Source organism: Shewanella sp. SP2S2-6 (assembly GCF_031931965.1).
GTDB classification, from domain to species: Bacteria; Pseudomonadota; Gammaproteobacteria; order Enterobacterales; family Shewanellaceae; genus Shewanella; species Shewanella baltica.
In genome coordinates this window covers 128,695-151,969 of record NZ_JAUOEQ010000002.1, presented here as the reverse complement: position 1 = coordinate 151,969, position 23,275 = coordinate 128,695, and the positions used below count along the sequence as shown (strand labels likewise).

The window sequence follows — 23,275 nt, the reverse complement described above, 5'->3', positions numbered from 1 at the left end:
ACCTTTAAATGCATTCTTAAAATTCATGTATTACATTCTTAATATTCATTTTTTTTATCAAATAAGCAAGCCTAGAATAGCCCCATAGAAAACTTTGTTCTAACCGAGAAAATCATGTCATTCCCACAAGCCGCAATACGTCAGTGTCGACATTGGGCTTTGTTATTAACCCAAATCGGCCTCTTCTGTTTACTGTCCTTTGCTTGTCATTGGTTCGCCACTTGGGCACATTCTCCTATTCCTGGGAGTGTGATTGGCTTAGGCATACTCTTATTTTTATTAGGTTTTAAACTCATTCCAGAAAATGCCGTACAACTGGGCGCCGCTTGGTTGATTGGTGAGTTATTGCTGTTTTTTATCCCGCCAGTGATTTCGGTCATTAAGTACGAAGGTTTGTTTGAGCAATACGGCACCAATATATTGTTCACTTTAGTGATGGGCAGTGTGTGTGTGATGTTTGGTACCGGTTTTGTGGTCGACAGAGTGTTTCGTTTTGAGCGCCAACTGAACATCAAAAAGCAGGCCCGTCGCCACGCTAAGGCAGCTTAGTTATGACTGACTCAAAAGTAGTGGATTTTGTGTTGTCGCAGACCGGATTAGCCCTATTTAGTTTATTGCTGACGGTATTTTGTTACTTCGGCGCTAAGCGTCTCTATAAGTACCACAGAGTCTGGTGGTTAGCGCCCATAGTGTTAGCGCCGATAGTGATTACCTTATTGGTGTTTAACCTTAAGATCCCATTGCCAACCTATTTTGAATACACCCATTGGTTAATGGCTATGTTAGCGCCCGCGACTATCGCCTTCGCTTTACCGATTTATCGTGAGCGTAACTTGATCCGCCAATATCCGCTGACGATAGGGTTAGGTGTAACGGCGGGATTATTTCTGGGGATGCTGTCTTCTTGGCTGCTGGTGAAATTTGTGCCTCTGCCGGTGGAATTGTCTAAGAGTTTGCTAGTGCGTTCGGTGTCGACGCCCTTCGCGATGGAGGCCACTAGTGCCTTTGGCGGCGTGCCTGAGTTGACGGCCATGATGGTGTTAATCACAGGCGTGATTGGCATGCTGGTGTGTGAGCCGTTATTCAAATTTATGCGGATTCGTACTTCGTTAGGTAAAGGTGTGGCACTGGGCGCCTCGGCCCACGGTGCTGGCGCGGCAAAAGCCACTGAAATCGGCCAGCAAGAAGGCGTTATCGCCAGTTTGACTATGATTTTTATTGGTATCGCTATGGTGTTAGGCGCCCCCGTTTTTGCGTTGATTTTTATCTAGGTTTTGAATTTTATCGTGTGAGTTTTATGGCTTGAATTTACACACCTCAATTTTGGCAAATTTGCCTCTTCGGGCGCTAACACCTTCTCAGTTATGCGCCCTTTTTTTTGCTTGTGACCCGTCCTAAATATGGCATGCTGTACCCAGTTGAAATACAAAGTATTCAGGATGATTACAGATGTCTAATGAGCGAGATAAACCGTTAAAAACACAACAAAGCGTGAGTCTACGTCCGGTTGAAGAAACTGATCTTGAGGCGATTTTTGCCCATCAAAGCGATCCCATTGCTAACCAGCTTGCACAGTTTCCACCAAGGGATCGGGAAGCGTTTTTTAAGCATTGGCATGGGAATATTCTTGGACAAGTCAATGTGCTAGCGAGGGCTATCGATTTCGATGGCAAGTTTGTGGGCAACATAGGCCATTGGCATAGTGACGGGCAGGCGCTGATAGGATATTGGATTGACCGTGATTACTGGGGCAAAGGCATCGCGACCCAAACCTTAGCGCAATTTTTGCCTTTAGTGAGTGCGAGGCCACTCTTTGCCGAAGTGGCTAAGCATAATCTAGCCTCCCAGCGAGTCCTCTTAAAACACGGGTTTGTGCTGACGGGTCAATTAATTCAAGAGAGCCAAGATACTGAAGCATTGCTCGAATTTGTTTTACGTTAGCCTATAACGGCTCAATCTCGGTATTTATGGCGTATGTTAATGCGTTTATACGCCATAAATCACATCTTCCAATCCTTAAAATCCCTGAACTGCAACCGCTTTTGTTAAAAGTATAAAAAGTCGTTCATTATTTTTATTGCCAATGATTCTACTGCCAAAACTCTCTTTTAAAGACGTAGTTGCTGTAGTAAGTCAAAAGACTGGATCTAGCCGCTTGATTATTCAAGATTAGTGACAGGTTAAGCTGGTTTTACATAAGAAAAATCGAGGAGAAACTGCTGATCTTGCAGATAAAAGTCTAATTGCATTCTATTTCTTTCACGGTAGAACTCCTATACTTAGCCAAACCTGTGCCATAGCACAATCGATCCCTTATCTATTCAGTGAAATCTAAATGAAGATCCGTTTTCTGCTCAGTAGTTTTATCCTTGTATGCAGCAGTCTCACTGTTGCCGCGACAGCGCATTCAGCCGATTCGGCCTCTGTCACTACTAAACATGCCAACAAAAATGCACCCGCTAAAAAAGCACCTGCAAAACAGCAAGAAGTGGCATCGAGTAGTGCTATGGTGGTCGACCTTAAAACCAATGAAGTGTTGTATTCGAGTAACCCTAATGCCGTGGTGCCCATCGCCTCAGTGACTAAGCTAATGACGGCCATGGTGACTTTAGATGCAAAGCTGGCGATGGACGAAAAGTTAGCGGTTAATATTAACGACACCAAAGAAATGCGCGGCGTCTATTCTAGAGTGCGTATCGGCAGTGAAATTAGCCGTAAAGACATGTTATTGCTGACCTTAATGTCATCAGAAAACCGCGCAGCAGCCAGCCTTGCTCACCATTATCCCGGTGGGCATAAAGCCTTTATTAAGGCGATGAATGCCAAAGCTAAAGCTCTGGGCATGAAGAATACCCGTTATGTTGAGCCGACGGGTTTGTCGTACAAAAACGTCTCTAGTGCCAGCGACCTAATTGTGCTGCTTAAGGCCAGTGAAGGTTATCCTATGCTAGGCCAATTGAGTTCGACCGAGAAAAAGACGGTCACCTTTGCTAAACCTAAATACAGCTTAGATTTTCGTAACACTAACCGTTTGGTTTATAAAGATAACTGGAATATCCATCTCACCAAAACTGGTTTTACTAACGAAGCTGGGCATTGCTTAGTGATGCGCACTGAAATGGCAAAACGCCAAGTGGCCTTTGTGGTGCTCGATGCCTACGGTAAATATACCCATATTGCCGATGCAAACCGTTTACGTAACTGGTTAGAGACAGGCAAAGTCACCCCGATCCCTGCCGAAGCTAAGCAATATAAGAAACAGCGTAGCCAGCAGCAATTAGCTAAGTTGAGTGAGACCTAGGCTTTGACCTAGAAGTCGAGCAGGAGCATATCTCTTGCCTTAACGGCTTTATAAAGACTAAAAAACCAAAGGCCAGATGAGCAATCCATCTGGCTTTTGGCTTTTTTAATACTGTAAGTCCTTGATGATTTTTGGTAAATTCCCCGTGGTATTATTACCATAGTGATTGATGTACTCAAGGAAGAAATACGCGTGGCTGTTCTGCTAAAAAAACTTCAACTGATCTATTTTCCCTTCTTATTCATGAGCCTGTTATTTATCTCTGGCTACAGCTTAATCCATTGGCTGTTGTTGATTAAATTTGAGTTTTTTAGCTTAGATGAAGATCTGGTCAATTTGGGATTACCACTGATACTGTCATGGCTCTTGTTGGTTATTTTTCTGAGGCCAAGGCTAAAACTGCTGAAGTTTGTTAAGGATAATTCGCGCTTTTTCTATCTACTTTTCGCCGTGCAGCTCGTGGCTGTGCCTTGCATTATTGCGCAGGAGTATCTTAAAACAGCAACGGGTCAGTTAACCCAATTAGCATCGATCCAAGAATTGTATCTGCATAAAAAGACACAGTATTACCAGTTACAGCAAGCTTATATTGATAAGGCGCAAATTGGTGTGCAGCGAAAGATTGAGGTGACAGGAAAAGGTAACAGTCACTTGAATATGACGCTCTATATTGCGATGCCGATTTTTGCGAGTGGCGCCGATCGTCGCCGAACTTCTGTCTTAGCTTGGTATGGTAAAACTTATCAGCAGGAGATCAGTAATAGACTCGAACCCGATGAAAAGGAACAAGCATACAAGGCATTTTTGACTCAATCCCAACGTGAGTTTGATCAGTTTGACCCGCAAACGTTTGTTTACCTTGAGCGATTAGCCCCTTCGTCGCTGCAGAGAGACTTACTTAGCGCAGCAGAGAAAAGTCCGCTTTATCAAGCTGAATACCCAACGATTTTTATGCCGAAGTTTGAGCCATTTGAAGCCCGTAATGGCCACAAACTCGCTTGGATGCTGATTTGGTTTGTTGCAGGTGCGTTAGTCTGGTTTGTGCTCTTGCTGCGGGTGAAACTGGATGAAGAGGTTCTTAAGGCTGAAACAGTTACAAAGCGTTTTAACCATGCGGGCACAATCGCCGAGCTTAACGATTTTTTTGAAATGATACGGCCCAAGCCGGGTTTTATTGCAACTCCTATTCTGATGTATTTCAATGTATTAGTGTTTATCCTTATGGCATGGTCAAGCCAACATTTTATTAATTTACAGGGTAGTTTCATGCTCGAATGGGGGGCTAACTTTCGACCTAAAGTGCTTGCTGGTGAGTGGTGGCGCTTAATCACGAGTACCTTTATCCATGGCGGTTTAGCCCACTTAGCGCTGAATCTTTACGGCTTGTTTTTTGTCGGCAGCTTTCTTGAACCTGTACTCGGTAAGTGGCGACTATTTTTGGCGTATTTGATCACTGGGGTATTGGCGAGTATCGCCAGTATCTGTTGGTATGATGCCACTGTGAGTGTCGGTGCATCAGGCGCCATTATGGGGTTATTAGGCATACTCGTGATTTGGGTTTGGAAAAAGATTTTCCCTGAGGATATTAACTGGGTACTGAGTATTAACTTGGCATTTTTTGTGACCATAAGTCTGGTCGCAGGATTATTGGGTGGAGTGGACAATGCTGCCCATGTTGGCGGATTGCTGAGTGGGTTATGGGTTGGTTACCTTTCGCTGCGTTATGCTCTAGGTGCTCAGGTGGCTCGAGGTGCTCAGGGGACTCGGAAGATTGAGGGCCATAGCCCAGTTAAAAAGCGTAAGCCGAGACGCAAATAAGTCGCGCTCGGCTTTGGATTTAAGAAGGTTTAGGCGTGTTCAAACATTAAGAACAAGTAAACGATAAACAGCACTATATGCGTCGCGCCGTGCAGGGCATTGGTGCGACCGCTGCTGAAGCTGACCTTGCAGACCATTAAACTGGTGATTAACAGCACCATGTCGGCGGGTGACAAGCCTAAATGCACTTCTTGACCTATCACGCCGCCAATAATTAATACTGCGGGAACGGTAAGGGCAATTGTGGCGAGTACTGAGCCGAAATACAGATTCATCGCCCGCTGTAATTGATTGTTTAATGCCGCCTTAAATCCGCCCACCGCTTCGGGTGACAAGATCAAACAGGCCACGATAAAGCCACCTAATGCCTGCGGTGCGCCTAAGGTAGCGACACTGTAATTGATTGGCATGGCTAAGGTTTTTGCCAATAAGATCACCACAAGCAAGTAACCAATCAATAGCACGGTATGATAGGCATTACTGCGTAATATGCCGTGGTGTTCCTCGTGGTCTTCATGATCGGCATCGACAAAGAAATGACTGTGGCTCTTGGTTTGTACGACTAAAAATACGCCATAGAGCAGAATCGAAATAATGATCAGCATCCAAGACATGGCTTTAGACATGCTGCCGATAGTGCCGCCTTCGGTAAAATTGGGCAACACTAAACAGAGTAAGGCGAGGGGGATAATGACGACCAAATAGGATTTTACGCCATCTAAATTAAAAAGCTGGGTGTGGTAACGCCAGCCGCCAAGTAATAAGGTGAATCCCACTAAGCCATTGATAATCAACATGACCACGGCGAACATAGTGTCGCGCGCCATCACAGGGTTAGGTTCTCCTGTCAGCATCACGGAGGAGATCATCACCACTTCGAGTGATATCACCGACAGGGTTAAGATTAAAGTGCCATAGGGATCGCCAAGCTTAATTGCTAGCGCATCAGAGTGGCGCACCACTGAGAAGATAGCCCAAGTGACAACGCCTAATAGGGCGAGTGATACGGGAATATAGGTCGAGAGCGCAGTGCCATCGGCGAGTAGGCTATCGCCACCGGTTTTGAAGAATACTAAGGTCAGTATTCCCAGTAGCAGGGCGAACTCGTCTTTCATAAATGTCTTCATAGGCAGTTTGTCCAAAGCGAAAAAAAGGCCGTTAGTATAGACACTTGTTATGGCACACTTTGCATGAAACTTCTTTTAGATTTGGGGTTAAGGATAATTATTTGAGCTAGATCGCTTTTTAATCCTAAACCCCATTTCTAGGTTAGCCGTGGTGCTCGGTTTTAATCAGCTTACCGAGTTGATCATAGTGATTCCAATCACCTGACTCTCGGTCACTGATGTAACTGCCTTCGGTGCGTTTTTCGCCATTAGGCCAAAAGCTTTGCCACAGACCTTCCTTGCGATCCCTCAGATACGTGCCTTGCTCGGCTAACTTACCATTATTGTGATAATAGCTGGCATCGCCTTCTTTTTGGCCTTTAACCCAGGTTTCAACGAGTTGTGGCTTACCGTTCTGGTGATATTGTTTAACTTGACCATCGAACGAGCCTTTGGCATATGTGGCCTCTAGTTTGAGTTGGCCGTTACTGTAGTATTCCTTCGATTGACCATGGTTTTGCCCGTCTAAAAATTCAGTGCTGGCCGCTTGTATCCCATCCTCAAACCAGCTTTCCCATAGCCCAGTTTGATTGCCTTTATTCATAGTGCCGCTGAGTTTTAGTTGGCCATTATTGGGATAATATTCGGCATACGGGCCTGTTTTATCATTTTTATCATAGGTTTCGGAGCGGTAAACCACTTGCTTAAAGCTGTAAAACTCCCTAACTCCGTGACGCTTGTTTTCCTGCCAATGGCTTTTTTGTTGGATATTCCCTTCTGGAATCGTGCCATAGGTAGGGTCTTTTTCTTCGTAGCGATAATCAATCCACAGACCCGTTTTTTGGTTGTCGAGATATTGCCCAGCAGCACGGCGACGTCCGTGGTAATACTCAATATAGTCACCATTGAGTTTTCCATCGTTAAAGGTTTGCTCCCGTTGTTTTAGGCCTTCGCGGTACTGGATCCATAAGCCTTGTTTGTTGCCGTTTTGATATTCGCCTTCCTCATTAGGATCGCCATTGGCATACCAGCGGGCAAAATGGCCATCGAGCGGATAACGGCTGGCATCCTCCTTTTTCTTCGAGGCATAATGGGCGAGTTCGCGAGGTTTGCCATTGTCATAAAAGGATTCATATTGACCAACCCATTGACCGTTAATGCGTTTGCCCCGCTCATTAACAGTGCCATCCTCAAAGTAGGACTCTGATTTACCCGTCAGTTTACCTTCGACATATTCATCTAAGCTGCGCAGTTGACCGTTGCTATGGTAACGGCGTGATTCACCGTGTCGCTGCCCCTGTTGCCATTGCTCAGAAGATTGCAGTTTGCCTGCGCTATAGCGCTCAAATAGTCCATCTCGAATGCCCATGTCGTAGTGGCTTTTTTCGAGTAAATTACCTTCGGCATCATAACGCTCCGATGGGCCATGAAGCGGATATTGGCCATTTTCAGCTAGCGTTGAGTCTTGATAACTGCGCAGTTCCTTAAGTTGGCCATTGTCGTAGAAATACTTTTGCGTACCGGCAAGTTGGTTCTGCTTATAGTTGAGATCGCTGGTGAGGTTTCCTTCGGCATTAAAATATTGCTGCTGCCCATCTAAAGCGTCGTTAACATACTGTTCTTCAACTAGTAATTTACCCGCATCGTTAAATTGCTGACACTTGCCTTGGCGTTGCCCTGCCTTATATTGGCATAGGCTGGCGAGTTCGCCATTGGGATAAAATGTCCGTTCTTCACCATCGAGCTGATTAAGGTTGAACTGGCTGGCACTCGATTTAGTTCCATCGTCGAAGAAGGTTTCCCACAATCCTTGGCGGCGACCTTCGGCATTGAAGCGGCCTGTCACAGAGGCTTGCCCGTCGGGATTTTGCTCTAAATAGGGGCCGGAGAGTTGGTTGTTCGCATAGCTTTGGCTTTGGGATAAAGTACCGTTTTCATAGAAACTTTCCCATTTACCGTGGCGCAGGTTATCGAGGTAGCTTTCTTGGGCTTGCAGTTTACCACTGGCATAGAAGCGTTTTACTTGCTCTTTTTTACCGTCTTTATAGCGCGTTGTTTGGGTGAGTTGGCCGCTGCTGTTGTATTCCTTCCATTCGTCTGTGGGCACGCCTTTGGTAAATTGCTGCTCTTCTGTGACTGCACCACTTAAATCGAACAGTCGCCAAGTGCCATCTTGATAACCTTGCTGATAGTTTCCTTCGATAAGCTTGCTGTTATTGGTATGAAATATTTGCCATTTACCATTCGGTATCCCTTCGGAAAACTGACCTAAGGTATATCCTTGGTTATCGCGGACTATGGCGATATCGCCATTTAAGGGCATGCCAGTGGCGAGATTGTAGTAGCTGGGAATTCCGTCTTGCTGACGAATTTCGACCATCATGGAGGAGAGATTTTGCGTGGCCTGCGCATGGAGACTCACTATGCTAGCCCCTGCAATGGCGAGGCTAATCACGCGAAATGGGGTATTGAACATGCTGATTCCTTGTTCTGGGTCTTAAGGCCAAGGTATGTACGGCCTATGTAAGAATCCTAATTTTAATTATCTATTGCGCTGTGCACTCAATGCAGTGCACAGCGTCTAGGCTTAAGCTAAAACCGAGGGAAAACATCATCAGAAGTGACCACAGGGGGTGGCATTTCCTGATTTAAAAACTGGCCATTATGGTAGCTATTAATCACCCGTATCCAGCCATGATCCTTAAACTCGTATTGTTTACCATCAAGCCTGCCTAGTTCGTCATAATTGGCGATTTGGAGCACATAGTCTTCAGATGAGCGTAATTCCCAATGGCCGACTCGTTTACCTTGGTCGAAGCGACCATACCAATAGCGTCTTTCAGGGTTGGGAATTGGGCGGAAACCGTACTCACCATCGGTAAATATCCAATCGCCATCCTGTTCACCATTACGGTATTCGCCTTTTTCATACACTTGGCCGTTACTGGCGTAACGCTGGACTAATCCATCGGGCTTGCCATGTTTAAAGTTAATAGATTCAAGCAACTGGCCAGAGTTGGTCTTGTTGAGGTATTCACCGTGGAGCTCACCATTATCATCGTGGCTATAGGTGAGGGTGGCGTCGTCCTGAAATTTCTTCCAAGTACCTGCTTGTTTATCTTTGGCATATTGACCTTGCTCTACTAGCTGAGTTTTCCCTGTGGCTGGCTCAATTTTCACCGTCTCATAGGCGCCTTCACGCTTACCCGCCTGATAATATTCGCGGGAGAGGGTGATGACATCGTTGTAGTCGAAAGATTTTATCTGTAAGCCATTCAATTGCTTATTGAGTCGCTCCTGGCGCTCGATTAACAAGCCTTTTTTGAAGGTTTCGGAGAGTGACCAGTTTTTGAGTTTGTCTTCTTCTTGAGTCTCAATCAATTGGCCATCGCGATAGCGCTGCTGTTTACGATAAACCCAGCTATTACCTTGGTATTTGCTGTCTGTGGTTTTTTTAATTTGCCCTTGTTCATCGTATTCGATAGCTTGGAGGACATCACCCTTATCGTTGGTGACTTCCTTTAATTTGATCTGGCCATTTTCATAGTAAGTCAGTTGCTCACCGACCTTATAATCAGCTTGATATTGGTAGTGGCGCTCGACCTTGCCATCCGGGAAGTATTCAAAATAATCCCCCTGTTTTTTATCTTTAACATAAGCTTGGGTCGAAAGCAGTTTACCAAAGCCCCAATTCGTTTCGTTGCCATGTTTGAGCCCATCCACCATGGGGATTTCGAGGTGTAAGTTGCCATTGTCATAGTATTGGGTGACACAGGTGCCACTTTTACAGACTTTACCTCTAAGTTTGCCTTCGTCATCATAGAGTTCGCTTATGCCGACTTCTTTGCCATTTTGATAGCTCGCTTTGTAACGGATATTGCCGCCTTCCCAGTAATTCGTTTCTAGGCCTTGTTTCACGCCATTTTCATAGTGCGTTTCAACATACAGTTGACCGGTGGCAATGTATTTTTTAAGCAAGCCATGAAGTTGGCCTTGCTCGTTACGAAAGCCTTGCTCGTACGGTTTGCCATCCTCAAAGTAACATTGATACGCACCGCGAAATTGTTCGCTGGTGATTTTTTTACCGATCTTGTTATCGGCGAGGGCGCTGGCGCAGAAAAGCATATCTTTGTTTTTGTAATAGACCTCAGCCTTATAATTGCCATCGATCATTTCAGTCGATAGCTTTAAATAGTACTGAGCCTGTTTCTCATCTTTGACAACCTTCCAATGGGCATCGAGTAACACCTTTTCCGCATTGACAGAGGTACTGATAAGCACGAGTGCTCCAAGGAGCCGTTTTACTGTAAATAGACGCATAACCGCTCCTTTTTATGGCAAAGGTTTAAAGGTGAATTCATAGGGGATATCGACGGGCTCTTTGGCGATCGTCATATAACTCACCTTGGCGGCGGGGCCTGCAATACTCAAATAACGGCCATCGACCAGCACCTCGTTTATCCGCTGCTCAGTATTTTCGGGGAGTCGAATGGTTAACAGGTTGCCTTGGGCATCTTCGACCTTAAAGTAATTTTTAAGATCGCTACTTGGCTCATTGCCATATCCGGTTTGCGTCAGCCAAGACTCTAAATCGATTAACCAAGGGCGGTCGGTTACAGCCAGTTCTAAAGGCTGCCAGTGAATATCACCTTGGCAATGGATCTTGCCCTTGATCTGTTTATCGTAGAAAAACTGCCGCACGCGGTCTGGGGTCATCAAACTATAGGCTGCCCCGTTTGGGGCGTTGGGATCAAACTGCCAAGTGACGGGATTTTTACCCTCATTAAAACCTTGATCTATTTCAGGTTTGCAGGCGGTTGCCAAGGCAGCTGACATGGGAATATACAGATTATGACCATTGTCAGTTACAGGTTTTATCCCTTGGATCGTACTGAACTCATTTTTTGCAGCATCTAGCGCCGGATTGATAAAGCTACCTAGGCCAGCGTTACCAAACTCGGTGGGAGGATTCGCCAGATTTTTGTTGTAGTCGCTAAATTGTACAAAGCGGATCGTTTTGGTTTGAGTCAACTCCGGTTGGGGTTGTTGCTCAATTAACATTAGGGTTTTAGGAATTTCATCCAGCTTGAGTAACAGTGTGTTGCTGGTGAGGTGATGGCTCTCATCGGCTCCAATCAATTGCTCTAGCAGTTCCTTTTCCGTCGCCGTTAGCCAAGAGGGATAATTACCTTCGCGACGGGCCTCAGCCATCATGCCTTTAAATTGTTGGAAAGGCAGATTAATACTCTGATCCTCACTCTGCTTTGACACGACTTTAAAGAGTTTCGCCTCGGCATCGAGCACTTGGATTGTTAGGCTGGCATCGCCAACCGTGTAAGGTGTTGCCAGCAGTTCATCCCACGACTTTTCGACTATCTTATTCGTCTGTGGGATAAGTGTTAGCTTGGCAGTAATATGGTCTATCTGTTTGAGTTTATTCGCTGTGTTATCCCAACCCGTAGCAATAATATCGGTTGAAGACTCAATCGAGGGATGGTAATTCCTCGCCCAACCTTTACCGTGCTGCCAGAAGTGAATGTCAATCGGTTTGCCGTTTGCGTCATAGGCGGTTAAGTCTTCATAACGCACATCGGCTTCCACATATTGCGGACTCATATTGTGGACAAAGCGCAATTGCAGATCTTCAGGGGTATCAGTGCCCCAAGGGCCAAGATTATCTAAAATACCTTGTTGATCAGGTAATAAGGATTGAATAAATGCCTTATTATTGGGGCGATATTCCTGCGGTATATCGCTAATGCGGTACAGCTCCTTTTGCCTATCATCCCTATCGCGCTCAGCATCAAAGCTATCATCGGCATGCCAAAGCGTGCTCATGATATACGGCCTCTCCTTAGGCGCCATTACGGTTCGGTGGGTAAAGGTACGCCCTTGGCGCTCTTCCCGTTGAAAAAACGCCATGCTCTCTAACCAACCCGTTTTGCGGTTAACTTCGAACTTGCCATAGGCCTTATACTTGTCTTTCTCCCCTTGTAATACGGCGATCAACTTATCTTCACTTACTTGCTCAACCGTCCAAGTTAAGCGCCCATCCATGGGGGCGTTGATGCTATAACCGACGCTAGGCTCAAGCGCTACAGGCAAGGTTGGGGCTTGTTTAAACAAGTGATTAAGATTTTGCCAGCGCTCAAATAACTCCTTGATATCTTTTTGATCCATCTTGGCAATGGGGGTCAGTTCGCGGACTTCACCATTACTAAATTCCACATTAAAGCCATCTTTAACCAACTGAAAGATTTCATTGGACTTGCCTTTGGGGTCAATATTACTCACCGGGATCGGCATGCCATAATCGCTAATTTGCAACAGGTTAGGTTGGATAAAAAAGCGGGCGTTATGGGTTAACGGTGTGGTCAAGCTGGCCGCCTTACCCTCTACATCTTGTAATTGGTAATCCAGCAGTAATCGTGCCTGCAACACTTTGCGAGTTTCGAAACCATCGTTGAGGCTTATGGTAGAAATAATCTGATACTCGCGATCTGCGGGTATATTCGCCGTAACCGATTCTGAGGACGTCGTTGAGTCATCGCAGGCGGTTAACAAGAGTGTGATACTTGCCACTGTCAGTACGATTGCGGCGTGAACTGCCTTGTATTTCCTTGTGGCCATTTGTGCTCCCTTGGTTACGCATGTTATTGAAATGTAAATGTATTAATCTTGGTTTGGCGACATTATACACAAAAACTATCTGAGGCAATAAAACGACGTCATCAAAATGTGAGCTTAAAAGGCGAGCAAGCAAGGTAAAGAGACTGTCCGTGCTTATTTTGTTTGCGACGAGGTTTAGGTCAGCCTTGCGGCAGTAAAGACGAGCTTAAGCGGATAATTAAGCGGGGGATAAAGCAAAACCCAAACCAAGGCGTGCTTGATTTGGGTTTACGCTGGGATCCGCTGTTTCTATTTCGATGCTCGAGATCAGTGATTGATACTCGAGGACAGAAAGCTGTTATCGAAAACAAGCTACAGCGAGAGGATCACGCTGGCAATGGCCGCACTCATGAGGTTAGCGAATACGCCAGCGGCAATGGCGCGAAAACCATTACGGGCGATAAACTCACGGCGCTCTGGCACCATGCTACCCAGTCCACCGATCAAAATTGCCATGGTTGAAATGTTCGCAAAACCACACAGGGCAAAGGTGACTACGGCCTGAGAATGGGCGCTCAGTTGGTCTTCGACTTTCATTAACTGGATAAAGGCCACGAACTCATTCACCACGATTTTTTGGCCAATCAGTGAGCCCGCAGTAATGGCTTCATGCCAAGGAATACCCAGCAGCCACGCCATAGGGGCGAACAGATAACCGAGTAAAAATTCGAAGCTTAACTGGTAACCGAACCATTCACCCACAGCGCCTAACATGCCGTTCAACAGGGCGATAACGCTGACAAAAGCTAGCAGAGTGGCACCAATCCCGACTGAAATCCGCATGCCAGACATAGCGCCATCGGCTAAGGCTTCAACCACATTGGTGGCGCGTGGCAGTTCGACTGAGGTGATTTCATCTGAATTGTTTTTGTCATTTTCGTTGGGTGGCATGAGGATTTTTGCCATCAACAGACCCGCAGGTGCTGACATAAAGGCAGCGGCAATCAGATAGTTAAGATCGACACCTAAAGCGGCATATCCCACTAAGGTACCGCCCGCGACTGAGGCTAAACCACAGCTCATTACCGCGAAGAATTGCGAATCGCTCATGTGCTTTAAATAAGGTTTGATCACCAGCGGCGCTTCAATCATGCCGACGAAGATATTCGCCGTGGCAGATAAAGACTCGGCGCGGCCCGTGCCCAATAAACGCTGCAGGCCACCACCAATAATGTTGATCACCTTAGGCATAAGACCAATATGGTATAGAGCTGAAATCAGCGCCGAGAAGAAGATGATGATACCTAAAACATTGATCGCAAATACGAAGCCGACTTTACCCGTGGCGAGATCGCCAAACAGAAAGCCAATCCCTTCGTTGCCATAGGCTATCACGCTCGACACGCCCGCCGTAACAGATTGCAATACGCCCTTACCCGCAGGGACGTAGAGCACTAACAGGGCAAATATAATTTGTAAGCCTAGGGCTAAAATCACAGTGCGGTAGGGAATGTTCTTGCGGTTCACTGACAGTAACCAAGCAAAAAACAAGATGCTAATCATGCCTAATATCGCGGTCATAATGGGTTTATTCTTTTGAGTGATAGAAGAAGTCGCGCATTGTAGGCCGAGTCAGCGTAAGGGCAAGTCGAGGGCGTTACTGGGCTGTTACGATAAAAGTGACGAAAATAGCAACTATTTAAGTTGCTGTTTATGTTGGATAATAAAAGTTATTTTGGCTACTGTTGCCCAGAGGAAATAATATTTGTGTCTGCGGCAATAATAGAAATCACGCCACAGACGACTTTAGGCTGGTGCAGTAGTCAGTGCTGGTTTGAAATGCAGCTTAAGTGACTGTAGCTTAAATGACTATAGCTTAAGTGACTGTCTTACCTAACCAAGGTTTGAGCTTTTTATCCCAGTAGGGCGGGTGGCCGATATGGGACTTTAAACATTCGATAATCACTTTGTACTTAGTCGGTAAATGGCGCCGCCTTGGGTAAACCACGTAAACGGGCATCTGTTGCAGCGGTTTCCAATCGGGTAAGAGTTGAATAAGCTTGCCGCTTTGAAACTCATCACTGAGTAAATACGTGGCCACGTAGCCTATACCTCTTCCTGCAATCACAGCATTACGCACAGCTTCGGCTAAGTCGACACGGTAATTCCCCGCGACATTGACGGTTTGCTCAATGTCATCCTTAGCAAAACTCCATCGATCATAATTACGGCTTTTACTTTGATAGATAACACAATTGTGCTGAGCTAACTCCCGTGGATGGTGCGGGATGCCGTGCTTGAGTAAATAATCGGGGGAGGCGACCACCACAAAGTTAGTCTCGGCGAGATGCTGGGCGATATAACCTTCGTTCAGCTGTTCATGGTTAGTGATCCACAGATCGAGACCTTCTTCTAGCATGTCGGCCTTATGGTCGAACAGGCTCAGCTCAAATCGTAATTCGGGATACTTTTCCTGCAACACTTCCAGCGCGGGGATGATGTGTAAGGTGCCAAAGGATTGAGAGGAACCGAGGCGAATCGTGCCGCTAATGTCGTCGCGGGCATCCAGCATCATGGCATCGGCATTTTGCGTTGCTTCAAACACTTGCTCACAATAACGCGCGAATTGCTGGCCAGCGTCAGTTAACACTAAGGTGCGCGTGGTGCGCTGCACTAACAGTAAGTTCAGCTCAGCTTCCAACGCGCCAATTTGCTTGCTGACATAGGAGGTCGAGGTTTTTAACTTAGCTGCCGCTTGGGTAAAACTGCCACTGGTCACCAGAGTGTGAAATATCACCATCTGGCTAGCTCTATGTTGTATCACGCCAAGCCCTCTAGAATCTAAATCGCTATTTTAAGCTAGCCTAGCCTTAACCGACAGCCGTTTGTGCCAATCGTGTGTTATTTCAAACCAAGCTTACAAAACAGCACACGTTAAAGTCAGTTGCCCTAAGTACGATTGTTCCTTTACTCTTGAGTTAAATCTTAACACCCACAAGCTAGGGAAGTGACCTGTGGTTAGCTTGTTCAACGGAGGAATAACGATGACACAGCAAGACAAGCAAGCCGTAGCAGAAACAAGCCAGATGAGTGCTCAGAAAGTACAACCGATACCGCAGGAAGCCTTTGACTGGTATGACGAATATGCCCATGGCATTATCGATCGCCGTGAGTTTATGGGGCGGCTAGCAGGACTGGTGGCGCTAGGGTTTACCTTGACCACGCTCACGGGCGCACTGATGCCCAATTACGCCTTAGCCGAACAAGTGTCGTTTAATGACCCCAGTATTCAAGCCAGTTATGTGAAGTTTCCTTCGCCCAATGGTTACGGAGAAGGGCGCGGCTACTTAGTTATGCCCGATGAGTTATTGCTCGCGGGCAGTGCCGCAGGAGAGCCGAAAACCTTAGATCCCACTAAAAAAGCCGCAGTGGTGTTAGTGGTACATGAGAACCGTGGCCTTAATCCCTATATCGAAGATGTGGCTCGCCGCTTAGCCGCGCAGGGTTATATCGCCTTCGCCCCCGATGCGCTGTATTCCCTAGGTGGTTATCCGGGTAATGATGATGCGGGCCGCGCCATGCAAAGCAGTTTAGACAGAGCCAAAATCGAGCAAGACTTTATTGCCGCTGCGCAGTTTTTAAAATCCCATCCCCAAAGCAATGGCAAACTCGGCGCCGTGGGTTTTTGTTTTGGCGGCTATATCGTCAATATGCTGGCCGCCACGATTCCCGATGAGCTTAATGCTGGCGTACCTTTCTATGGCACACCCGCGGCAGCGGAACTGCGTAGCCGCGTGAAAGGGCCGCTAATGTTGCAGTTTGCTGGATTGGATCAGCGGGTGAACGACACTTGGGCCGAGTATGAAACCCAGCTAAAAACCAGTAAAGCCGATTACGTCGCCTATCTTTACCCGAATGTGAATCACGGTTTCCATAATGACTCAACAGGACGATACGATAAAGCTACCGCCGAGCTCGCATGGGCGCGCAGCTTAGCCTTTTTTGATACTCGACTGCGTGGTGAGTAAAGCTGGCTTTATTATTGAGCTGATTAATGAGTAAGTGATAAATCCAAATGAGACGTAAAAGTTCACTCTGATACCTGTGTGCATTTAAGCAAAAGCCGACGCTAGAGTCGGCTTTTATCTTAAATCTCCCACATACCTATGTGGGTTAGTCGTGCTCGAGGATCACTTCTTTTAAGCTTTGGATGGTTTTCACATCGAGATTACCGGGTTGTGTGCTCCAGGTGAGTCTTAGGTAATTGGCTAAGTTTTTAATCTGCTCGTCGCTTAACTCATCAGCATATCCCGGCATGGCATAAAAGCTGGTGGTGGCGTTGTAATGCTGGCTTTGAATACCTTTTAACATCACTGCGACGATATTGTGCGGACTCGCTTTATCTAAGGTGGCGTTACCTGCCATAGCTGGGGCGACATTAGGGCGACCTTCACCATTTTGACCATGGCAACCGGCGCAGTAACCTTTGTAAAGCGTATAGCCTGGCAGTTCAGGTTTATGGCCGTTAAAGGTGAGCGGATCCGGTTTAAGATCATCGTCGGTATCGAGCAGATAACTGCTCACCGCGCGCATATCATCGTCGGTTAAGTGGCTAAAGCTGTGATACACCACGGGATACATGCCGCCAAAGACAGTACCTTTGCGGGAATAGCCTTCAGTAAACAGCGACTTAAGATCCTCATGGGTCCAGTTCTGCCTGTTAAGCTCGGCGGGACGAATGTCCGATGCTTCTAGCCCTTCGATAATCGCGCCCTCAAAGTGCTTGTCCTGCTCCATGGCAAACAGCGTGTCTCTTGGGGTGTGGCATTCACCGCAATGCCCTAGGGCATTGACTAAGTAATTGCCGCGATTCCAATGCTCGCTTTTTTCCTTGCTCGGGGTAAATTCCTTGGCATCGTGGGCGACTAAGTTCCAAGCTTTTAGGCCAAAACGCAGGTTAAACGGAAAGTAAACATCATTGTCGCGATTGGCTTGCTTGATGGGTTTAGTACTCATCAAATAGGCATAAATCGCCTTAGTGTCGTCGTCCGTCAGCAGGCTGTAGGACGTGTAGGGCATAGCAGGATAGAGGTTGCCGTTGACGCCAACACCGTGGTGCATGGCATCAAAAAAGTCCTCGTAGCTGTATTTGCCAATCCCAGTTTCTTTATCAGAAGTGATATTGGTCGAGTACACAGCGCCAAAAGGCGTTTCGAACGGCAAACCGCCCGCGAGTTCGCGCCCGCCTACCGCAGTATGGCAGGCCACACAGTCGCCTATCTTCATCAGATACGCGCCGCGTTCGATGTCACTATTTGTTGTATTGCCACCTTCATCGGCAACGCTGCTGGAACAGGCGAGCAAACCTAGCCCTAAACTCAGGAGTAGATTGTGACTCAGCAGATTTTTTATCCTACGAATGTGCGGGAAATGGCGCAGATTGGCTGATTTCATCACAGGGTTAACCCCTTAGTGTTGAGGATCAGATCTTTGACCGCCGCATAGTATTTTACGTAGCCAGTACAGCGACATACGTGTTCACTCAAGGCATCTTCAACGACTTTTTCAACTTGATCTTTAGCGATAGGTTGTCGCTCTAATCGCTCAAGCAGTGCGGTCGATTCGTTGACAAAGCCCGAGGTACACCAGCCACATTGAAACGAGAAATGTTCCAAAAAAGCCTCTTGCACTGGGCTCAGGGCGGTGATTTCACCAAGGGAGTTTTGTCTAGCATGACCTTCGACTGTGCGGACGCGTTTACCATTAAAACGCTCGACGCCATTGATGCAGGTACGCACCACTTCGCTCATGCCTTGCTCGTCATCGACGATCACAGTACAGGCGTGGCATACGCCCGCGCCGCAACCAAACTTAGTGCCAGTGAGGTTTAAGTACTCATGTAGAAACTCAATCATCATCACACCATCGGCGACTTCAATCGGGCCTACGGCTTGGTTATTAATGGTCAGTTTAATAGACTGGCTCATGCCATGGCCTCCTTAATTTTTTTCGCTGTCATAGGTAAATCGTAAAAGCGGACATGGGTTGCTTGATACACGGCTTCAATCAGTGCCGCGACCACAGGGATCATCACCACTTCGGCGATACCACGGCTGGGATCGTTATCAGATAACTGTGGCAATATGGTATGACGTTGATCCCACACGCCCACATGCCGCGCTAACGGCACCTGATAGCGATTGAGGTTCCACGTACCATTGCCTGCACCTGCTTCAAATGGCGGTAAGCCTTCATGTAGTGCATGGCCTATTCCCATTGCCAGACCACCTTGAATTTGTCCTTCGACCAGCTCTTTAATAATCACCTTGCCCGCTTCTAACCAAGTATGAGAACTCAGAAGCGTGACTTCGCCATTGCCCTCGTTTACGGCCACTTCAACCAAAGTGGCGCAGGGGGCGTAGTAGGTCACCATGGCATTGTTCAGTTCGGCTCTGGGATAACTCATGGCTTGACGATCGATCAAGTGATAGCCATTAGATTTCATGCTGGCTTGACGCGCTTTGATACTCATAGTCGTGTCGGAAGTGGCCGCAAACGTCGCGTTACCTTCGCCGTATTGCAGCGCCAGCGCATCGAGTGCTAAGCGCTCTTTAGTGCCAAGAATGTCGAAATCGGCTTCGGCCCAAGCCCAGCGATTAAAGGCATGGCCCATCACGCCGACCACTAAGCCCATGTCGTGGGCGCGTTTCGCGAGAATATCTAGCGACAATGGCGGAAAGCCCAAGGCGGTTAACTTGCCATCGACCCAGCGACCATCGCGGGCGTTATGCAAATTAGTTGAGCCCATTGGCGTGTTAAAATACAACTCGTTCCAAATCGATACCGCCGCAGGCCACAGGCCGTGACGATAGATCACGTCGGCGGCGATACGGGTGACATGGCTTTGATAATAGGCCGACATAGAAGCTGACGATGCCATGGCTTTAACGGGCGTCCAGCGTGGATTGGCCGCCATTTCATCTTGGCGTTGCTGCGAAATAATATAAGGATTATCGGTTTGCACTAATTGCATCGCATCCCAAATATCCACTTCGGCGAGTTTTACCTCATCGGCAAAGTTGCCGAGGGCATCGCTGACCACAACGGCTTGGGAGGTTTGCGTCCCTGTGCCCATTTCGATAAAGCCGATTTCTAGGGTGATTTTACCGTCTTTCGCTAGGCGAACCGCCGCACTTGGCGCCGCGGCGCCCGTACCATAATCTTTGGTGGCGATACCAAAACCGACGCCGTAACGCATCCCCGGATGTTTGGCCTCATAGTCCTTTTTATTCACCGCACGGTTTTGCCACACGGGATCATGTTCGGCCATGTCGAGCATTTCGCGGTAACGCAAAGTGCCATTAGGAATTGCGCCTTGCGTATTACGCTGGCCAGACTCCATCACGTTAGCGGCGCGCAGTTTAAAGGGATCAACCTTTAACTCGTCGGCTATCTCGTGGATCATGCATTCCATCGCCGTCATCGATTGCAGCGTGCCATAACCGCGCATCGAACCCGCATCAGGGTTACGCGACGCATAGGCGGTGGCGATAATATCGTTGCGCGGTGTGTAGTAAATGCTTTGCATCGCCGTCGCGCCAACCGAGGTCACAGACGGAGTGAAGTTCACTCGTCCGCCGCCATCGACTGTCATCTGCGAAGTTAAGGCTTGGATTTTTAAGGTCGATTTATCCACAGCTAAGCGGCTTTTCATGATGAACGGATGACGTTTAAGGCCAGATTGGAATTGCTCGAATCTGTCATTGGCGAGTCGGATTGGCCCCTTGGCATAAATGGCCGCGAGTACGCCGTAATAGGGGAATATCGAATGGTCTTTCGCGCCAAATCCACCGCCGATATAAGGCGAGTGCACCACCAGATGTTTTACCTTGCCCGCCAGTGGACCAGATAACAGCATGTGCACTGCCATCTCTTGAAAGTCCTGCGGCGACTGCGAGGTAATCACTGTATGAAATGTTTGGCTAGTTGCGTCATACCAGCCGTTAAAGGCTTCGGGTTCCATCATCATAGGATCGATGATCTGGGTGCGATATTCCCGCTCTAACACTTGCCATTGTTGATTGGCTTGGGCGCTAGCAATCTGCTTATCTATCTCGCCCGCATAATAAAGCCCGCGCTCAGACACTGTCCCTTTGGCATTCGGATTGCCTAACCATTCTGGCTTGCGATCTTTTACGCTGGGGAAAAATAGCCCATCGTGGAGCGGGCTATATAAATCTTCCCTTGCGCCATTTTCACCTTCAACTCGAATAAGGCGCCAGCTGGCGTAAGGGTCTTTGGTGTCCGACACAAACGGCGTTTGCTCACCAAAGCGCAGTAAGGTCTGATCAAATTGCAGTAAAGACTTAGCTTGCTTAAAGGCGGGGAAACTGTCGAACAACAATATCGCCACCGCATGACCTAAGTAGTCGGCGGTTTGCCCCTCGGCCAGTAACATGTTGTCACCGTAAAAATCGGGCAGCTTGATTTTATCGCGGGCCAGATCGGCGGCGGTAATCACTTTATAGGGCTTAGCAGACGCAGGTAGATGGTCGAGGGAAAAGCCTTGATAAACATGGGATGCATCGGCGGCGCGTAGAATAAAAGCGTAACCTTGCTGCTTGGGCCAGCCTTCCATGTCCATAGCGCGGTAATCACGGCCATAGACCTTTTGGCCTGTGACCTTCGCTATGCCGTCGTTACGAAACTTAGGTTTGGATTGACCATTAACCTGAGTTTGCCATTGGGCTGCCAGTTCAGGTGAGACAATTGCCGCATTCGCGCGACTCATTTCCCACAACAAAGGGGCCGAATATACGGCAACCCCGCCAATCACACATTGCTTGATAAAGGTCCGGCGTGATGTATTAGATGGTTCCATATCTCAACCTCAGTTGTGCTTCCGTGTCATATCAGCCGCGCTGCTTGGTATCGCCCGATATAGGCTTGTTGTCGATCGACTTTTTATTGATTGTTGCGACATAACTTTGATAAACACTGAATGTAAATTTACATTAGCCACGTTAGCATGTAGGGCTGAAAATGCAAATTTAGGCGGTTAATTGTCGCAGTTTTAATCAAGCTAAATTCGTGTGTAGCACCTGTGTTATCAGGCTTCTACAGTGATGTTCGCACTGTGATTCAACTCAGTTACGTTATGGCTGAGTTTTGCTCAGTGCCCTTTGTTCAGTGCTCTTTGGCCAATGTGTTCACCGAACCCATTTTCCCATGTCAAAATTGGCTCGCTTGCCAAAACAGACCGCCTGACACAGCGAGACTTCATGCCACTGCAAGATCAAGAGATAGTGCTATTTGATGGTGACAGGTTTAGTCACATGCAGTCATATCAACATTATTAAATCAGTGCTTGCTTAATTACTTGATTTGTAATGCTAAAGTTATAGACAAGTGTACGCTATGTCGCTATCTTAGGTTTTTAACAAGGATGAGCTTTAATCGCGTACCCGCGATTCGAGTCACTTGCATCAGGACGATGTGTCTTTTCTCTTTCTTAGATACCCAACTCCTCCTGCAAATTCGTGAATATGCTTTGGCACTTATGCTTGTTGCCACAGTGCTTATTGGCATTTTGCTCAATGTTCAGCAGTGGGCGTTTTGAGCTGGTGCAACCTTGTTTTGAGTGATGGCTTGGCTGACAGATGTTGGCGAAGTGCGGTAGCAATGGGGAAGCTTTGTCGAACGACAAAGTTGAAACGTTTTGATTGTGCTGATTTGTCTGGCTAGCTAATGGATATTGATATCTCTGCCAATTATCAGTGCAGCTAATTGCCTGCCGCAGGCTTTCGCACTGTTACACCAGTGACTCGCCGTGAATACATCCCTGTAGGCTCTACTAAAACATCCATGTTTTAGAAGGTCACTGGTGCAACAATGCCAGTTCGGGTGTATCCCGTAGTATTTATGTTTTCCTATGAAAAATGAGTAATTCAGAATAGTAATGGACTTTGGAAGTTAGGGATGAAATCAGTTTTACAAATTACCTTAGGGATCTTGTTAGCGGGCTTGGTCACTTTGTTAGTGCGAATTGGCTATTTGAGTTATGTCGAATACCGCCTGACACAAGGGCTTAATGAGTTTGCTATGCAACAAAAGCAAACGGAACTAGCTCGCCAGCAGGCAGCGAAAGATCGCCAGCTTGCTGAGTATCAGATTCAGCAAGAGTTACAGCAAAAAGCGGCTGAAAAATCCAGACTAGCCAAGCAAAACGAGGCCGCGCGACTACGTAAAGCCGAAGCATGGCGCAAGTATTATCTAGTCCCCGAAGACTGTAAAAACTTTAAGTCCGACGAACACATGGTCAATTGCATCAACCACAAAGCCGATGCAAAAGCAGAATTTGATAGGGCGTACGATTCATGGGAATTAGTGCTGCCATAGTTAATTTATGGATATGGTAATAAATTTTTTTAAGAAATTTTAA

General features: G+C 47.1%; 16 protein-coding genes. 7 read left to right on the top strand and 9 right to left on the bottom strand.

Going from position 1 to position 23,275, the window contains the following annotated elements; genetic code table 11:
* Nucleotides 1-114 precede the first annotated feature (114 nt).
* From Q4Q57_RS02645 to Q4Q57_RS02625, 5 genes are all read left to right on the top strand, one after another.
* A complete protein-coding gene (locus Q4Q57_RS02645) occupies nt 115-549 on the top strand; it encodes a CidA/LrgA family protein (RefSeq protein ID WP_006082862.1) in 435 nt (144 codons plus the stop codon).
* Nucleotides 550-551: 2 nt separating this feature from the next.
* Nucleotides 552-1,271, top strand: coding sequence for an LrgB family protein (locus tag Q4Q57_RS02640; RefSeq protein ID WP_063883784.1), 720 nt, complete (start codon nt 552-554; stop codon nt 1,269-1,271).
* Nucleotides 1,272-1,449: 178 nt separating this feature from the next.
* A complete protein-coding gene (locus tag Q4Q57_RS02635) occupies nt 1,450-1,941 on the top strand; it encodes a GNAT family N-acetyltransferase (RefSeq protein ID WP_311889624.1) in 492 nt (163 codons plus the stop codon).
* A gap of 394 nt (nt 1,942-2,335) precedes the next feature.
* On the top strand, nt 2,336-3,301 hold the full coding sequence (gene pbpG / locus Q4Q57_RS02630; protein ID WP_220592148.1) for a D-alanyl-D-alanine endopeptidase: 966 nt from the start codon (nt 2,336-2,338) through the stop codon (nt 3,299-3,301).
* A gap of 192 nt (nt 3,302-3,493) precedes the next feature.
* A complete protein-coding gene (locus Q4Q57_RS02625) occupies nt 3,494-5,119 on the top strand; it encodes a rhomboid family intramembrane serine protease (RefSeq protein ID WP_311889621.1) in 1,626 nt (541 codons plus the stop codon).
* Between the two features lie 29 nt (nt 5,120-5,148).
* On the opposite strand, the gene Q4Q57_RS02620 is transcribed toward Q4Q57_RS02625, so the two are convergent.
* From Q4Q57_RS02620 to Q4Q57_RS02595, 6 genes are all read right to left on the bottom strand, one after another.
* The gene (locus Q4Q57_RS02620; protein WP_063883781.1) at nt 5,149-6,246 is read right to left on the bottom strand and encodes a calcium:proton antiporter; all 1,098 of its coding nucleotides are present in this window, start codon (nt 6,244-6,246) and stop codon (nt 5,149-5,151) included.
* Between the two features lie 142 nt (nt 6,247-6,388).
* Nucleotides 6,389-8,701: a hypothetical protein gene (locus Q4Q57_RS02615; RefSeq protein ID WP_311889619.1), complete on the bottom strand. Its 2,313-nt coding sequence runs from the start codon at nt 8,699-8,701 to the stop codon at nt 6,389-6,391.
* Between the two features lie 116 nt (nt 8,702-8,817).
* Nucleotides 8,818-10,545 (bottom strand): hypothetical protein, encoded by a 1,728-nt coding sequence (locus Q4Q57_RS02610; RefSeq protein WP_311889617.1) that lies wholly within the window; start codon nt 10,543-10,545, stop codon nt 8,818-8,820.
* A gap of 12 nt (nt 10,546-10,557) precedes the next feature.
* Nucleotides 10,558-12,855 (bottom strand): hypothetical protein, encoded by a 2,298-nt coding sequence (locus Q4Q57_RS02605; RefSeq protein ID WP_311889616.1) that lies wholly within the window; start codon nt 12,853-12,855, stop codon nt 10,558-10,560.
* A gap of 351 nt (nt 12,856-13,206) precedes the next feature.
* Nucleotides 13,207-14,415, bottom strand: a complete 1,209-nt coding sequence (locus Q4Q57_RS02600) for a NupC/NupG family nucleoside CNT transporter (RefSeq protein WP_311889614.1) — start codon at nt 14,413-14,415, stop codon at nt 13,207-13,209.
* A 295-nt stretch (nt 14,416-14,710) separates the two neighbouring features.
* Entirely contained in the window at nt 14,711-15,658 is a 948-nt protein-coding gene (locus Q4Q57_RS02595) for a LysR family transcriptional regulator (protein WP_006082852.1), read from the bottom strand.
* 220 nt (nt 15,659-15,878) lie between these two features.
* Between Q4Q57_RS02595 and Q4Q57_RS02590 the strand changes: the two genes are divergently transcribed.
* A complete protein-coding gene (locus tag Q4Q57_RS02590; protein ID WP_311889613.1) occupies nt 15,879-16,862 on the top strand; it encodes a dienelactone hydrolase family protein in 984 nt (327 codons plus the stop codon).
* Nucleotides 16,863-17,007: 145 nt separating this feature from the next.
* Here the strand turns inward: Q4Q57_RS02590 and Q4Q57_RS02585 are convergent, their stop codons facing one another.
* The 3 genes from Q4Q57_RS02585 to Q4Q57_RS02575 are packed head-to-tail and all read right to left on the bottom strand — an operon-like array spanning nt 17,008 to nt 21,715.
* Nucleotides 17,008-18,288 (bottom strand): cytochrome c, encoded by a 1,281-nt coding sequence (locus tag Q4Q57_RS02585; RefSeq protein WP_311889612.1) that lies wholly within the window; start codon nt 18,286-18,288, stop codon nt 17,008-17,010.
* Nucleotides 18,288-18,821 carry a (2Fe-2S)-binding protein gene (locus Q4Q57_RS02580; RefSeq protein WP_006085889.1) on the bottom strand — a complete coding sequence of 178 codons (534 nt, stop codon included), beginning with the start codon at nt 18,819-18,821 and terminating at the stop codon, nt 18,288-18,290. The genes Q4Q57_RS02585 and Q4Q57_RS02580 overlap by 1 nt, the downstream gene beginning before the upstream one ends.
* Nucleotides 18,818-21,715: a molybdopterin cofactor-binding domain-containing protein gene (locus Q4Q57_RS02575; protein ID WP_311889611.1), complete on the bottom strand. Its 2,898-nt coding sequence runs from the start codon at nt 21,713-21,715 to the stop codon at nt 18,818-18,820. The genes Q4Q57_RS02580 and Q4Q57_RS02575 overlap by 4 nt, the downstream gene beginning before the upstream one ends.
* 1,097 nt (nt 21,716-22,812) lie before the next feature.
* On the opposite strand from Q4Q57_RS02575, the gene Q4Q57_RS02570 reads away from it, so the two are divergent.
* Nucleotides 22,813-23,232 (top strand): hypothetical protein, encoded by a 420-nt coding sequence (locus Q4Q57_RS02570; protein WP_311889610.1) that lies wholly within the window; start codon nt 22,813-22,815, stop codon nt 23,230-23,232.
* Nucleotides 23,233-23,275: the final 43 nt, after the last annotated feature.